The following is a 14,316-nucleotide window of genomic DNA, read 5'->3' as shown; positions in this document are numbered from 1 at the left end:
TCTACAATCCATTGTATGCAAGAGTTGTAAATAGGAAGTGGACAAACATAAAAGAGTCTTAGCCTTTTTTAGGATACTCAGAGATTATGCTTTTTTAGAGTTTCCCGTCATCAGTTTGGCGAAACCATATGACCATGTTGTTAATGTTATAGAATTCAATCAAAAGAAAACCCCCACCTAATCTTGTAAAGATCAAAAAACACGTCCATATATGACGTGTTTTTCAATAAAATATCTTTAACTAATAGAACCTTTTAAATATCCTAAACCAAACCTTACTTCCAAATCTCGTCCGCAATCTCTTTAATGAAAGCAAGCTTTTTCCACTGCTGCTCTTCTGTCAGAATATTGCCCTCTTCTGTCGAAGCAAAGCCGCATTGTGGGCTGAGGCAGATGTGGTTGATGTCGACGAATTGAGTCGCTTCCTTAATCCGATTAATAACCGTCTGCTTGTCTTCCAGTTCACCTGTTTTGGAGGAAACGAGGCCCAATACGACCTGCTTTTGATCTTTCAGATGCTTAAGCGGTGTGAAATCGCCTGCACGGTCGGTATCGAATTCGAGATAGTAGCCGTCGATGTTGTCGATGCCGAACAGGGTTTCGGCTACAGGCTCATAGCCGCCAGAAGATGCCCAGGTGGAATGGTAGTTACCACGGCATACATGGGTCGTAACGACCAAATCGGCTGGAAGATCCTTCACCGTTTCCTGATTCACACGGGCGAACAGCTTTTTGGTATCTTCCACATTCTCACCCGCATGCTGTCTAGCTTCCCAATAGTTTTTATCACAGAGCATGCCCCATGTGCAATCATCCAGTTGCAAGCTGCGGCAGCCTTCATTATACAGCGCTTGGATCACGGATTTGTAGGCTTTGGCGATATCCGTTACCAGTTCATCCAAATTGCTGTAATACGTATCGGTTGTTTCTTTATTTTCTCCACGCAACAGCTCGGCTAGGAATTGCGCAGGTGCTGGGATCGTTTGGCGCGCGATCGCATCCTCTCCTGCTACTTGCTTCAGGAATTTGAAATCTTCGATGAAAGGATGACGGGAATGTCCGATTTTACCGGACAAGCGTGCGGTTTCCGCTCTTGTTTCCACACCTTGGAATTGGTAGCCGTTCGAAAGCTGTACCTTTTCCACACCGTCCAGACCCCACATAAAATCAAGATGCCACCAAGAGCGTCTGAATTCACCGTCCGTCACGGCTTGAAGTCCTACGGATTTTTGCTTTTCCACTAGCTTGATAATTTCGTTATCTTCAATTTGTCTCAGCTCGTCCGCAGAGATTTCATTATTTTGAAATTGAATTCTGGCGTCTTTAATCGCTTGCGGGCGCAAAAAGCTGCCGACCATATCATGTCTAAAAGGGGTCACTTTACGTTGGGATGCATTATCAAGGATGCTGCTCATTAGGGTTATCTCCTTTTTCGCTTCTATAGTGAAGTTCTTGTAAGAAAGATAACATACATTTTCAGTTATAAGGTAACTCTAATAAACTATAGCTAGTTATAGCCTAAGGCTATACCCAATCTTTTATTCCCCTATCGCCTCATGCAGTGCTTCTACATAGACAGTGGCCAGCTTGGAGAGCGCAGCGTTTTTATGGCAAATCCATCCCACATTAATAGACTCATCACATTCCAGAGGGACGGAAATAATGTCGTTACCGTTCAGATCGGCACTGATCACTCCGGTAGAAATGGTATAGCCGTTCAACCCAATGAGCAGATTAAAAAGGGTCGCCCGGTCATGGACGCGAATGCTTTTGGGATGCGATAACGTACTGAGAATCTCCTCGGAAAAGTGAAAGGAATTGTACTCCCCTTGCTCAAAGGACAAATACGGATACGGATAAAGCTGGTCAATGGTCACGATGGACTGTTGGGATAGCGGATTATTGGCACTGATAAAAATATGTGGCTTGGCCGTAAACAGGCTGTTGAATTGTAGATTCGCATCTTTTAGCAGCTTGTTAATGACCTTGGCGTTAAATTCGTTCAGATACAGGATTCCGATCTCACTGCGCAGGCTTTTGACATCCTGTATGATTTCATGGGTTTTGGTCTCTCGCAAAGCCAATTCATACTCTTCTTGACCATATTGATTCACCAGATTCACAAATGCATTTACGGCAAAAGCGTAATGCTGCGTGGACACAGCAAAATGCTGTGGTGTAGGCTTGGCATCCAGATAGCGACTTTCCAGCAGCTCCGCCTGCTCAACGACCTGACGTGCATAACCGAGGAATTCCACGCCTTCCTTGGACAAAGAAATCCCCTTATTGGTACGCTCAAAAATGGTGATATGAATTTCTTCCTCCAGATCACGAATCGCGTTCGACAGACTGGGCTGGGAAATGAACAACCGCTTTGCCGCCTCATTCATGGAACCGCGATTGGCAACCTCAATGACATATTTTAATTGTTGTAAGGTCAATGCATGATGTCCTTTCCGTTTGTGTTTCTTCTATTATATAATACATAATCACACTTCTAAGAAAAGGTATAGTCGTTACTTAAATGAGAACAGCCTCTCTCCCTAAGGTTTAAAAATATAAACACCTCCCTAAATGGAAATCTTCCTTCCAGGGAGGTGCTCTAGTTACGATGCTTTAATTAACGAATTTCACCATTCGTGGAGATTAGCTTTTGATACCAATAAAAGCTTTGTTTACGAATACGACGCAGATCCTTGAGATCAAACTCCTCACGATCCACATAGATAAACCCGTAACGCTTGCTGGAGCCTTGATGGGTACTCACCAGATCAATTGCAGACCACGGACAGAAGCCGAACACTTCTACACCATCTGTAATAGCCAGTTGAATCTGCTCGATATGTTTGTTGAAAAAGTCAATGCGGTAAGGATCATTCACTAGATCCCCTTCTTCAAGCTTGTCAAAAGCGCCCAAGCCGTTCTCTGTCACGATCAAAGGCAAGTGGTAGCGAGAATAAATTTGGCGTAACGTGGATCTAAAACCGACCGGATCAATCTCCCAACCAAACTCCGTCGTTTGCAGATTGGGGTTAACGGAACCTCGATATGCTCCGGGTTCACCCACAATTTCATGCTGATCTCCTGTATGTGAAAAATCATTCCCGTCATCTAAACTTTCTCCTACGGTTTGAGAGGTATAATAATTAAATGCGATAAAGTCCGGGTTCCCCTTCGCTAATATATCCATATCCCCTTCTTCAATGACAGGCTCATAGCCTTTCTCGACCAAATAGCTCCAGGCAATATGGTTGTATCGGCCAAACACAGCCATATCCAGATAGAGCCAGTTGCGAATGGCTGCATAGTTGTCCGCCGCCAGCGTATCTTCAGGCTTGGAACTGGCTGGATAAATGACCCCAATATTCGGTGCTGGTCCAATTTTCGCATCAGGCAGCATCTCGTGGCACAATACCATGGCTTTCGCCTGGGCTACTAACATATGATGATTTTGTTGGTACAGTACCTTTTGCGGATTTTCCAGACTTGCATCTAATGTGCCAATAGAACCGGGATGGAGAATCAGCATGTTCTGCTCATTAATGGTTAACCAATATTTCACCCTGTCTCCAAAGTTCTCAAACAATGTTTTGGCATACTGTTCGAAGGCATCAATCGTCTCTCTCTTGGACCATCCGCCTTGTTGTTCGAGAGCATAAGGCAGATCAAAATGATACATAGTAACAATCGGTTCAATCCCGTATTTAATTAGTTCGTCAATTAATGAGCTGTAAAACGCGATTCCCTTCTGATTCACTTCACCTGCACCCAGGGGATAAATACGTGTCCATGCAATCGAGAAACGATATGCTTTAAAGCCCATTTCAGCCATCAGGGCTACGTCTTCTTTGAACATATGGTAATGATCACTGGTTATCTTAAAATCAGTGACCCCTTCGACGTGATTAGCCATGTCAATGACAGAAGGTCCTTTTCCATCTTCGTCCCATGCACCCTCTACTTGATAAGCGGAAGTGGAACCTCCCCAGAAAAAGTTTTCAGGAAATGCCTTCAATTGATTATGTTTCATGATATAGTCCCTCCAGTTATCGTTATATCCTTCTGATGTTCGCCATTCATGTATGTGGTAATGATGCTTGCCAGTATCACACAACCAACGTTAGCAATACTTCATTTTTTTGAATTTGCTCCTGATTTGTCTCAAACACATCCACTTTATTTTTTGTAAGCGTGACGATGACAGGGGTCACGATTTCGTATCCTGCTTCTATAATCTGCTCCCTATCAAATTGGATTAACAAGTCCCCTTGTTTTACGATATCTCCTTCTTGAACGACTGGATTAAAATGCTTCCCTTTCAGCGCAACGGTATTAATTCCAATATGAATTAATATCTCCGTACCCGCCTTTGAAGTCAAGCCGATGGCGTGTCCTGTGGGAAACAGCGAGGTTACAACTCCATCTATAGGCGCTACGACCTCACCGACAGACGGCTCAATGGCTAAGCCTTTTCCCATCGCCCCTGTAGAAAATGCCGAATCATTCACTTGGCTCAATGGTATAGCCTTGCCTGTGATCGGGCTGTAGATCGTTTCTTTCTTGATGTCAACAGCCTTCGTTGCTGTAACAACAGGTTCTGGTTCTGCTGTTTTCACGGATTCAACTGTTTCTGGGGTCTCCTCCTTCACCTTGCTTTCATACCCAAAAATAAGGGTTAGTGCGGTTGCTGCCGCGAATGAGCAGGCAATGGCAATCACGTATAGCAAGGTTGGCGTATACACTGGAATCGCAAAAATGTTGTGAAACACATAAGCCGTCATTTTCACTCCAAAATGTCCATTGATGGCACCGCCTAGAGCACCTGCGATAATGACAATCGGAATGACACGTTTATAGCGAAGCACCAGACCATACACAATCGGCTCTGTCACACCAGCCAGCAATCCTGTAATACTCGTGGAACCGGCAAGAGTTCTAAGTGTTTTATCTTTTCTCGCCTTCAGGAAGATACCAAATGCGACCCCAATTTGAGCAAATACAGCTGCTGCAGCCATCGCCTCAATCGGATCCCCGCCAACACCGATATTTTGAATCGTGATCGGGGTAAAACCCCAGTGAAGTCCGAAGACGACCATAAAGGTCATAAAACCGCCAAGAACAATCCCTGACAAAATGCCACTTACACCGATTAACCATGTCACACCTGAAGAAATCCAATCTCCTACCCCTGTACCGAAAGGTCCGAAAGCCATCGCAGATAGCGGAACCATAATCATTAAAGCCAACATCGGAACTAAAAACAATTGTAAATCCTTAAGAATGATCTTCTTCAAAAACTTGTCCACCAACGCATAGATGCTAATGGAAATAAAAATCGGGAAAACACTGGCGGAGTAGTTCATCATGACCACCGGTATTCCTAAAAACGATACATCAGAGCCTTTGTCCATCAGCCCCGTAAAGTTGGGTTCCATGAGAGCCGCACCGATCACACCAGCTACATAAGGATTCGCCTTCAGCTTTATACCAAGCGTAATCCCTAGTAAAATCGGCAAGAAGTAAAACACAGCATTCCCTGCAGCAGACAGGATCATATAAGTATCACTTGTTGCAGACATCCATCCTAGCAAGGTCAAAACCGTCAGGAGTGCTTTTATCATTCCCGAGCCCGCCATCGCTGGAATCAATGGGGAGAAACTACCGGAAATGACTTCAAAGATTGTGGATATGACCGATGTTTTTTTCCCACTGGATTCACTGGCTGCAGGGGAATTCGATCCAAAATCCCTGTTTTTCATGATTTCTGCATATACATAGGCAACATGGCTGCCAATAACAACTTGGAATTGTCCTCCGCTTTCAACAACTGTAATGATTCCCTCGTGCTTCTCAAGCGCTTCTCTTTCGGCTTTTCGTGAATCCTTCAGGTCAAATCGGAGTCGTGTAGCACAATGGACAAGCCCATTGATATTTTCTTCTCCTCCAACGAGACGTACGATGTCTTCGCCCATTTTCTTATGGTCCATGTTCATTCTCCTCTTGGGCAGATTGCCTGAAAACAAAAAAATACCTAAACGAAAGGCCTGTATGATCAAAGAAAATGATCACTGCCATTCATTTAGGTATCGCCTGCTTAACCAGTAACAATCCTTATATTTAAGTTGTGAGCCTACTATAAATCACTTAGAAATCGTTTGCAAGCTTTTTTTCTAAGAACTAGCTATATCATTTCTGGAGGTTACACGCTGTATATGAATCGTCAAATACACTTTTTCGTCAATCGACATAGCACTTTCATGCTTTAACTCCAAATATTGATTGATTAATTGGGTGCATTGAAAAGCCCTCTCGTATTTATCTTTGACTTGGTCATACAAGAAATTATCCCCTGAAGCTAGTTGTTCTTGTTCATTGCTCAGCAATCGTTGGGCAAAGTACTGCAAATGAGTAATAAACCGGGAATAATTGAACGAAGTTTCATCCAGTGTAATCTCGTAGTAATCGGTTACAATGTTGAATATGTCATCAATAATCTCGGTAATCTCAACCGTTTGTTTCATTCCCTGACCGTCTTGTCTTGCATTTACAAAGTGCATAGCAATAAAGCTTGCTTCATGCTCATCCATTTGGATGCCAAATTGAGCATGGATGATGTCCAATGCATTCATTCCGATCATAAATTCTTTTTTGTAAAATTTTTTAATTTGCCATAACAGTGAATTTTTAAGTCCTACGGATTTTCTGTATCGAGAGATGGCAAATTGAATATGGTCGATCAGAGAAATATAGATATTGTCACTAAAAATATCTCCCATTTCCTTTTTTGCGCTGCCTACAATTTCATCCGCCACCTTTAAATACTCTACAGATGTTTCCCCAATAAGATCTATTAATTTTTGTGGAATTTTATCGGACTTTAATACAAAGGTTTTTTCTATTTTGTCCTCATCGACCCTCTGGCCATTTTTCTTTTTAAAGCCTAGACCATTCCCTATGACAACAAATTCATGACCCACCTGATTTTCGACTCGTATGACATTGTTGTTAAAAATTTGCCGGATGATCATTTATCTGCTCACCTCATTGATGTAATGACAAAGTTTGTAATAACAAAAAAAACCAAATAACGACTAAATCAATTAGTCATTATTTGGGTATCGCCTGCTTACCAGTAACAATCCCGAAGGGCACTTCACCCCTCATTCAATTACTATTACTATACCGCTTTCACAGCGGAATAACAATACAATCATGCCAAAAAACCGCCAAACACTCTCAATCCTTTGTGCTTAGCAGTTTTTTAGGTTCATGCTTAACTTTCTTTCTCTTTGCAAAACACCTCTTTGGCAACCTGAATGGCTGAGGCTGCCCGGGGCCATCCTACATAAAAGGCAAGCTGTGTAATGATCTCAACCAGTTCTTCCTCCGAAATCCCGTTTTCCTTGGCCAGGTTCAGATGATAAGGAAGTTGATTCACATGCTCACCCGCCATCAGAGCGGCAACTGTAATAAAACTCCGTTCCCTAAGAGACAACTCACTTCTTCTCCATACATCTCCAAAAAGGACATCCTCCGTATAGGTTACAAAAGCGGGTGCAAAATCACCTATCGTTTCCCGAACACTCGATTTGATTAATTTATGCTTCATACAATCATCTGGGCAAGTCCATTGCCAAAGGACCAATCCTCTAATTCAGTCTCTACCAGTGTCACAAAAACATCCTCCGGTCGGACTTTACATTCAATAGAGATGAGTTCGGCTAATCTTTGGTAAAAATCCTTTTTTTGTTCCGTAGTTCTACCCGATCCCATCGTAATTTGGATGTACAGCAACTTGTCAGTTCTGGGTACATTCAAATAATCGGGACTATAATAAAACTCGCTTGGCCTATGGGCATGAAAAACCTGAAAGTAATCCTTGGGCGGGACCTCAAAATGTTCGATCAAAGCGTTCATGATACAGCGACTAATCCAAGGCAGCTCTTGCTCTGTGTATTGTTGCTCCATGTAGCCAACTCGTACAAATGGCATGTTCATCTCTCCTATCCGTTGGGATAAGATGATTGTACTCCCCTTACTTTCATCTGTATAATTGAAAATAATCATAAATATATTCAATTTTACCGATGGAGATGAACAAGCGTGGATCTGAAAGAATTAACTACATTTCGTACTATAATCGAAGAAGGGACGTTTTCAAAAGCTGCTGTCAAATTAAACTACGCTCAGTCTACAGTCACGAGCCAAATCCAGAGGCTAGAGAAAGAGCTGGGATTTCAGCTTTTTAAAAGGGGATGGGATGCGGAGCTAACGTCCCCAGGTAAACTATATGCCGAGGAGGTAGACGGGCTTATTCGGCATTGGAATTTTGTAATGGACCAGGCGAAGTCGCTGAAAAAGGAGGAGATCGGCACGCTCCATATCGGTGTGCTTGAAACAGTAGCGGCTACCTTACTACCCTTGGCTCTGCAGCAGTTTCGAGAGCATAAACCGAATATTACGTGTCATTTTACAGTTGGAAACACGGATGCACTCGCACGTGCTTTGGTGGATGGTAAGCTGGATTTTGCTATCTCTGGGGAACCTTACTCCATTCCTTCTTTACACTTTGAATCCATATATCACGAACACATCGCCTTTATTGTGTCTCGTAATCATCCCTTCGCGGCAAAAAGTGAGCTTCAGCTCGAAGATCTGTACGCGTATCCGCTTATCGTCGGAGGTAAGAACTGCTTGTACCATATACGACTGGAGAAAGAGCTTTCACACTTCCCGTCGATGCCGTTTTTTTATACTGTCAGTCAAATCTCGTCGATCCCCACGTTCGTAAAAACGATTCCTTCAGTTGGAGTGGTTCTATCGTCAATGCCTTTGCCGGAGGAACTGGTCACCGTCCCCCTCCAGTTAACAGACCCTAATATTGCCATTGGACTATTACAAAACAACCATCACCAGCAGTATATGTCTTCGGCCCGAAAGCTATTTATACAGCTGGTTAAGGAGCTTTGCAGGCTATAGCATCTATGCAAGACTACTAATAAGTTATATCATCTTTGCATAAAGAAAAAGCCGCTAAACACTCAGAAACCTGGTGTTTAGCGGCTTTACTATTTTGAAGGCCTAAGAAAATGTGGCCCTCTCTTTATTTTTATACTCTTGTTGTCATACCTGTTATTTCGCTTCAAGCGGTTTTTTCCACAGTCCCAGAATGAGCGCGGAAATTACGGAACCAATCACCACTGCAAGCAAGAACAGCAAAGCATGATTGGCAAGAGCTGCTACAAAAATTCCGCCATGTGGAGCTGGAAGATTGATTTGCCAGAACTGCGTCAGACCACCAGCAATCGCTGAACCTACAATACAAGAGGTTAAGACACGCAGAGGATCAGCAGCTGCGAATGGAATGGCTCCTTCCGTAATGAAGGACAATCCAAGTACATAGTTCGTCAAGCCAGACTTGCGCTCTTGCTCAGTAAACTTATTTTTGAAGAACGTCGAAGCTAATGCGATTGCCAGCGGAGGTACCATGCCGCCCGCCATAACAGCCGCCATCATAGCTCCGTTCGTGTTACCACTGGAAGTAAAGACACCGATCGAAAATGCGTAAGCTGCCTTGTTGAAAGGTCCACCCATGTCAATCGACATCATTCCGCCCAGGATCAGACCCAAAATAACTGCATTACCTGTTCCTAAATTGTTCAGAACGTTGACAAGCCACGTATTAATACCACCGAAAATTGGATCAAACAGGTAGAACATAATCGCGCCTGTAATTAGGAGTCCGAATACCGGGTATAACAAGATTGGTTTTAAACCATCCAGCGTTTTTGGTAGACCTGCAAAAGCTTTACGCAGGAAGATCACCACATAACCAGCCAGAAAACCTGCTGCCAGACCGCCAAGGAAACCTGCATTGGAGTTTACAGCCATCAGACCCCCAACCATACCTGGCATCAGTGCCGGGCGGTCTCCAATACTCATCGCGATAAATCCGGCCAGTATCGGAATCAGGAAGTGGAACGCACCTGTTCCGCCGCCAATCGTTTGTAACAGTTGGAAGAATACATTATCTTCTCCCGCTACCTGTTCAATCAAGAAGGAAATGGCTAGCAAGATCCCCCCGCCTACAACGAATGGTAGCATATGAGAAATACCGTTCATTAAATCCTTGTAGATTTTGCTGCCTACGCTGCTCTTCTCCGCTTTCGACTCTTCAGCGCTGCCTTTACCTTCACTACGATAAATTGGCGCATCGCCGTTCAGCGCTTTGCGGATCAGTTCCTCAGATTTACGAATACCGTCACTTACCGGTCTTTGTAATACAGGTTTACCGTCAAATCTGGCCATTTCAACCTTCTTGTCAGCTGCGACGATTACTCCTTTGGCACGACGAATTTCATCCGCTGTCAGTACGTTTTGTGCGCCTTCCGAGCCATTCGTCTCTACACGGATATTTACACCCATTTCTTTCGCTTTCTTAATAAGAGCATCTTCAGCCATAAACGTGTGTGCAATGCCTGTAGGACAAGCGGTCACTGCAACCACAAACTCGTCAGAATTCGGATTGCCAACGATAACGTCTGGCGTTTGCTGCGCTTTGGCTGCCTCTTTCTTAGCCTCTTTTGCTTTTTTGGCAGCTTCTTCTTCCGCCTGCTTGGTATCAAACAACACAGATACTTCATCCGGTGTTTGCGTTTTCATAAGGTTCCCGATAAAATCGGTATCAATTAAGAGCCGGGAAAGGGCTGCCAGTGTGCGAAGATGCGTATTTGCTGCTCCCTCTGGAGCCGCAATCATAAAGAACACTTTTGCCGGCTCACCGTCCAACGATTCGAATTCTACGCCTTTACTGCTTTTGGCGAAAACGACAGTCGCTTCATTCACAGCTTTGGTCTTGGCATGCGGCATCGCAATGCCGCCGCCGATTCCAGTGCTGGACTCTGCTTCACGTTTGTAAATCATTTCTTTAAACAAGGCACGGTCATTAATACGTCCACTTGCTTCAAGGCTAGCAATGAGCTCCTCAATCGCCTCGTCCTTTGTCGTCGCCTGCAGGTCCATGATCATCGTTTCTTTAATCATCAGGTCTGTTATTCTCATTTTTCACACTCTCCTAAGTTCGGTCAGCGTGTCGATACACGCATAATAAGCTCATGATGCAGCCGGATTACCGTTTTGAAATCGTGACTTGCGGCCGTAATTGTTCAATTTTCTCTCTAGTAGCCAGATCATCGGAAAACGCAGTTGCGCTTCCGGATGCCACTCCTGCACGGAATGCTTCGATCGGATCGCCATGAAGAGCCAGCGTACCCACGAATCCAGCAATCATTGAATCACCTGCGCCTACAGAATTTTTAACCGTTCCTGCTGGTACATTTGCGTGATACACTTCATCTGCCGTAATGAACAAAGCCCCTTCTCCTGCCATGGAAATCAGTACATTTTTTGCTCCTGCTTCCAGCAGCTTACGACCGTAAGTGACGATCTCCTCCTTTGAATGAATAGTTACGCCAAACAACTCAGCCAACTCGTGGTGATTTGGCTTGATGAGCAGCGGTTTATGAACCAGTGCCTTCATCAGCGCCTCACCTGTGGTGTCGATGACGAATTCAGCCCCAGTTTGCTGGCATACGCTAATCAGCCGATCATAGAAGTCTCCTCCAAGTGACGGCGGGATACTTCCCGACAAGACGACAATGTCATTTTTCTGGAGTGCGGCCAGCTTTTGCACCAACGCATCGGCCTCTTGCTCACGAATCACAGGTCCCAAACCGTTAATTTCCGTTTCATCGCCATGCTTGAGTTTAATGTTAATCCGTGTGTCATCTTCGATCATTACAAAATCAGTTTTAATGGATTCTTCCCGCAATGTATCGTCGATAAACCTGCCTGTGAATCCTCCTAGAAAGCCGATCGCCGTACTATCTGCTCCCAGCTGGTTTAGTACACGTGATACATTAATTCCTTTACCACCTGGCAATTTTAAATCACGTTTCATCCGGTTCAAATCACCAAGCTTCAAATCGTCAACTTCCACGATATAATCAATGGAAGGGTTCAGCGTTACTGTATATATCATTGTTATCCCTCGATTATCTTAGTTTTCTGAGCGATGGATCGGCGTGAGCGTTCTGGCATCGATTCGGTAATAAGTATAGCTTCCTTGAGCTCGAACAGTTTGGCGAAGGTTACTTCTCCAATTTTGCTGGAATCGGCCAACACATACGTTTTGCCTGACAACTGATGGGCTCGCCGCTTGATTAGCGCCTCTTCAGGATCAGGAGTCGTATACCCCATTTCCATATCCACCCCGTTCGTTCCTAGAAAGCACTTGTCGAATCGAAAATTGTCCAAATTTTGTAGGGCAATACTGCCAATTACGGCTTTGGTATGAATTTTCATCATCCCTCCCAGTAGATAGCTTCTGATTCTTTTACTTACCAGTGCTTCTACGTGGGATAGACCATTCGTCACGACCGTCACGTCTTTAGCTTCAATGTAAGGAATCATCGCCATCGTTGTTGTTCCCGCATCCAGATAAATACATTCGCCATCCAAAATTTCTTTGGCTGCCATGCGGGCGACTGTGTTTTTTTGTTGAACGTTTTTGAATGTTTTTTCTTCCATGCCAGGTTCCTGACTTTTCTGATTCAGTAAGGTTGCCCCACCATGAATCCGTTTTAGCAACTGACGGCCCTCAAGATCTATCAAATCGCGCCGAATTGTTGATTCAGAAGCTCCCAACAGATCAGCCAATTCCTGCAACTTTACAACACCACGTTCTTGTAAGCGCTGTATTATTAACTTGTATCTTTCTTCCGTCAGCATCTTCATTCCCCCAACTGTTTATATCGTACCACAAACATGATAAAAAACAATCATTTTTCTCCAAAAAGATTCAAAAAAATTCATTCCAACTTCATTTTTTTACAAAATGGTGAATTCCTGCTCTAATCAACATGATTGCGTTTACATTTTAAAGAAAATTCATCTACTTTTATGTAAATTCATTCTTCTTACATAGGAATTCAGCAGTAAACGTTCAAAAACGTTCTAAAGCTTCCATCAGTACTATTTTACCATTATGCGCACAATTCGTCCCAATTTCCCTGAAACCTCATTCAGCTCATACGTAACCATTCCTGATGAGCATTAGGCACCTGTGTACACTAGCGCTGTATTTTAAAATAACAAGAGCCATGACTGCGTGCATACCGCATTCATGGCTCACCTTGTTATGATACATATTCACCCTCAATAATCTTCTCCAGATAATCTTCCGGCTGTGCAAGAAACTCAGCAAAGCTGCACACATCCGCATATTCCTGATGCTCCTCGTCATAATAACCCAGGCACTTCTGCTTTGGATTCCACACCAATATAATATCCGAGTAATTATCTACGTTTAGAGACAGACGCAACAGCTTTTGCCGACCTACCTTCATCTCAACCGTATCGATAATTGAAAAGAACTCAACAAATTGAATATCAAGATCATTTTCTGGCAGGTTCACACGGAGTTGATTCCCTGTCAGAAAGGCTATTAAATCCTTCGGAAGCTTGTAGCTTTTCAAAGCATGTCGTTTATTTTCCAGATTATGAAATGCCGGAGGCTCTACAGACTTTAAATACTCAGCCATTTCTACGTTTTTATTACTTAGTGCAATTGTATATGCCCGTTCTCCATCTTTTTCTGCCAGCGTCACATCAGCGCCTAGCTGAACCAAATACTTCACCATCGAAAAATCGTTGTTGCGCGCCGCCACTGTCAAAGGCGTGGCTTTATATGGATATACCATATTAGGGGCATTGAAATTAATATCTACGCCATGTTCCAATAGTAAAGCTACTGTTTTCAAGTCATGCTCACTAACTGCGTTGCGGAGTGTTGCTCCAGCATGCTGCTTCATATCGAGGCCCAGCTCATGGATAAGCAGCATATTACTTTTGTTACCGTAGTAGGCTTGCTCATAAGCACCAGATTTGACATGATTTTTACCGTCCTGCTTGGCGCCATGGGCGACCACATAACGGACAACCTCTTCGGTACCATAGCGAACAGCCGTCAGGAATGCGGGATTATCCTTTACATTAAGTTGAACCCCCTCATCGACCAGTAGCTTCAAGACTTCCATTTGCCCAGTGATGAGTGTAATATCCAGTGGACTTAATGTCGTATATTTGCTGAGTACGATCCCTTGTTCTATATCCCAACCTTCGGTCAGCGCCTGGCGTAAAGCGGATATATTGCCTTGAACGATATGCATCGCTATCTCAGGAAGAACCTTGAAATTGCCTACATCTTTTAATTTAATCATGGTTACTACCTCACTCTTTATGTATCTACTATTAATC

Annotated in this window: 12 protein-coding genes; 1 reads left to right on the top strand and 11 read right to left on the bottom strand. The window is 43.7% G+C overall.

All coding sequences use genetic code 11. The features are described 5' to 3' along the window. Positions 1-275 precede the first annotated feature (275 nt). The 7 genes from MKY75_RS08225 to MKY75_RS08195 all read right to left on the bottom strand — a co-directional run bounded on the left by MKY75_RS08225 (position 276) and on the right by MKY75_RS08195 (position 7,992). Positions 276-1,415 carry a 5-methyltetrahydropteroyltriglutamate--homocysteine S-methyltransferase gene (locus MKY75_RS08225; RefSeq protein ID WP_340884966.1) on the bottom strand — a complete coding sequence of 380 codons (1,140 nt, stop codon included), beginning with the start codon at positions 1,413-1,415 and terminating at the stop codon, positions 276-278. A 123-nt stretch (positions 1,416-1,538) separates the two neighbouring features. Further along, on the bottom strand, positions 1,539-2,441 hold the full coding sequence (locus MKY75_RS08220; RefSeq protein ID WP_029516653.1) for a LysR family transcriptional regulator: 903 nt from the start codon (positions 2,439-2,441) through the stop codon (positions 1,539-1,541). Positions 2,442-2,620: 179 nt separating this feature from the next. Further along, positions 2,621-4,030 (bottom strand): glycoside hydrolase family 1 protein, encoded by a 1,410-nt coding sequence (locus MKY75_RS08215; RefSeq protein ID WP_165145320.1) that lies wholly within the window; start codon positions 4,028-4,030, stop codon positions 2,621-2,623. A gap of 76 nt (positions 4,031-4,106) precedes the next feature. Further along, a complete protein-coding gene (locus MKY75_RS08210) occupies positions 4,107-5,987 on the bottom strand; it encodes a beta-glucoside-specific PTS transporter subunit IIABC (RefSeq protein WP_340884965.1) in 1,881 nt (626 codons plus the stop codon). 183 nt (positions 5,988-6,170) lie between these two features. Beyond that, entirely contained in the window at positions 6,171-7,028 is an 858-nt protein-coding gene (licT, locus tag MKY75_RS08205; protein ID WP_307349353.1) for a BglG family transcription antiterminator LicT, read from the bottom strand. A gap of 245 nt (positions 7,029-7,273) precedes the next feature. Next, positions 7,274-7,609, bottom strand: coding sequence for a carboxymuconolactone decarboxylase family protein (locus MKY75_RS08200; RefSeq protein ID WP_340884962.1), 336 nt, complete (start codon positions 7,607-7,609; stop codon positions 7,274-7,276). Continuing rightward, a complete protein-coding gene (locus MKY75_RS08195) occupies positions 7,606-7,992 on the bottom strand; it encodes a tautomerase family protein (protein WP_340884959.1) in 387 nt (128 codons plus the stop codon). Before MKY75_RS08195 ends, MKY75_RS08200 begins: the two co-directional genes overlap by 4 nt. 111 nt (positions 7,993-8,103) lie before the next feature. Here MKY75_RS08195 and MKY75_RS08190 point away from each other — a divergent pair, with 111 nt between their 5' ends. After that, a complete protein-coding gene (locus MKY75_RS08190; protein WP_340884957.1) occupies positions 8,104-8,979 on the top strand; it encodes a LysR family transcriptional regulator in 876 nt (291 codons plus the stop codon). 153 nt (positions 8,980-9,132) lie between these two features. Here the strand turns inward: MKY75_RS08190 and MKY75_RS08185 are convergent, their stop codons facing one another. From MKY75_RS08185 to MKY75_RS08170, 4 genes are all read right to left on the bottom strand, one after another. Then, a complete protein-coding gene (locus MKY75_RS08185; protein ID WP_029516646.1) occupies positions 9,133-11,061 on the bottom strand; it encodes a PTS fructose transporter subunit IIABC in 1,929 nt (642 codons plus the stop codon). A 67-nt stretch (positions 11,062-11,128) separates the two neighbouring features. Beyond that, positions 11,129-12,040 (bottom strand): 1-phosphofructokinase, encoded by a 912-nt coding sequence (gene pfkB / locus MKY75_RS08180; RefSeq protein WP_029516645.1) that lies wholly within the window; start codon positions 12,038-12,040, stop codon positions 11,129-11,131. A gap of 2 nt (positions 12,041-12,042) precedes the next feature. Next, positions 12,043-12,789 carry a DeoR/GlpR family DNA-binding transcription regulator gene (locus tag MKY75_RS08175; RefSeq protein ID WP_039269925.1) on the bottom strand — a complete coding sequence of 249 codons (747 nt, stop codon included), beginning with the start codon at positions 12,787-12,789 and terminating at the stop codon, positions 12,043-12,045. A 407-nt stretch (positions 12,790-13,196) separates the two neighbouring features. Next, positions 13,197-14,279: an ankyrin repeat domain-containing protein gene (locus tag MKY75_RS08170; RefSeq protein WP_029516643.1), complete on the bottom strand. Its 1,083-nt coding sequence runs from the start codon at positions 14,277-14,279 to the stop codon at positions 13,197-13,199. Between the last annotated feature and the right edge of the window lie 37 nt (positions 14,280-14,316).

This window comes from Paenibacillus sp. FSL L8-0663, from assembly GCF_038008125.1.
Lineage (GTDB): Bacteria > Bacillota > Bacilli > Paenibacillales > Paenibacillaceae > Paenibacillus > Paenibacillus polymyxa_D.
This window is presented reverse-complemented; position numbering and strand designations above follow the sequence as displayed.

What these genes read in the sequence shown, in the direction of transcription:
- MKY75_RS08200 (WP_340884962.1), bottom strand. Translation starts at nt 7,609, where the DNA reads ATGAAGCATAAATTAATCAAATCGAGTGTTCGGGAAACGATAGGTGAT.
- pfkB (WP_029516645.1), bottom strand. Translation starts at nt 12,040, where the DNA reads ATGATATATACAGTAACGCTGAACCCTTCCATTGATTATATCGTGGAA.
- licT (WP_307349353.1), bottom strand. Translation starts at nt 7,028, where the DNA reads ATGATCATCCGGCAAATTTTTAACAACAATGTCATACGAGTCGAAAAT.
- MKY75_RS08225 (WP_340884966.1), bottom strand. Translation starts at nt 1,415, where the DNA reads ATGAGCAGCATCCTTGATAATGCATCCCAACGTAAAGTGACCCCTTTT.
- MKY75_RS08210 (WP_340884965.1), bottom strand. Translation starts at nt 5,987, where the DNA reads ATGGACCATAAGAAAATGGGCGAAGACATCGTACGTCTCGTTGGAGGA.
- MKY75_RS08175 (WP_039269925.1), bottom strand. Translation starts at nt 12,789, where the DNA reads ATGCTGACGGAAGAAAGATACAAGTTAATAATACAGCGCTTACAAGAA.
- MKY75_RS08170 (WP_029516643.1), bottom strand. Translation starts at nt 14,279, where the DNA reads ATGATTAAATTAAAAGATGTAGGCAATTTCAAGGTTCTTCCTGAGATA.
- MKY75_RS08195 (WP_340884959.1), bottom strand. Translation starts at nt 7,992, where the DNA reads ATGCCATTTGTACGAGTTGGCTACATGGAGCAACAATACACAGAGCAA.
- MKY75_RS08215 (WP_165145320.1), bottom strand. Translation starts at nt 4,030, where the DNA reads ATGAAACATAATCAATTGAAGGCATTTCCTGAAAACTTTTTCTGGGGA.
- MKY75_RS08185 (WP_029516646.1), bottom strand. Translation starts at nt 11,061, where the DNA reads ATGAGAATAACAGACCTGATGATTAAAGAAACGATGATCATGGACCTG.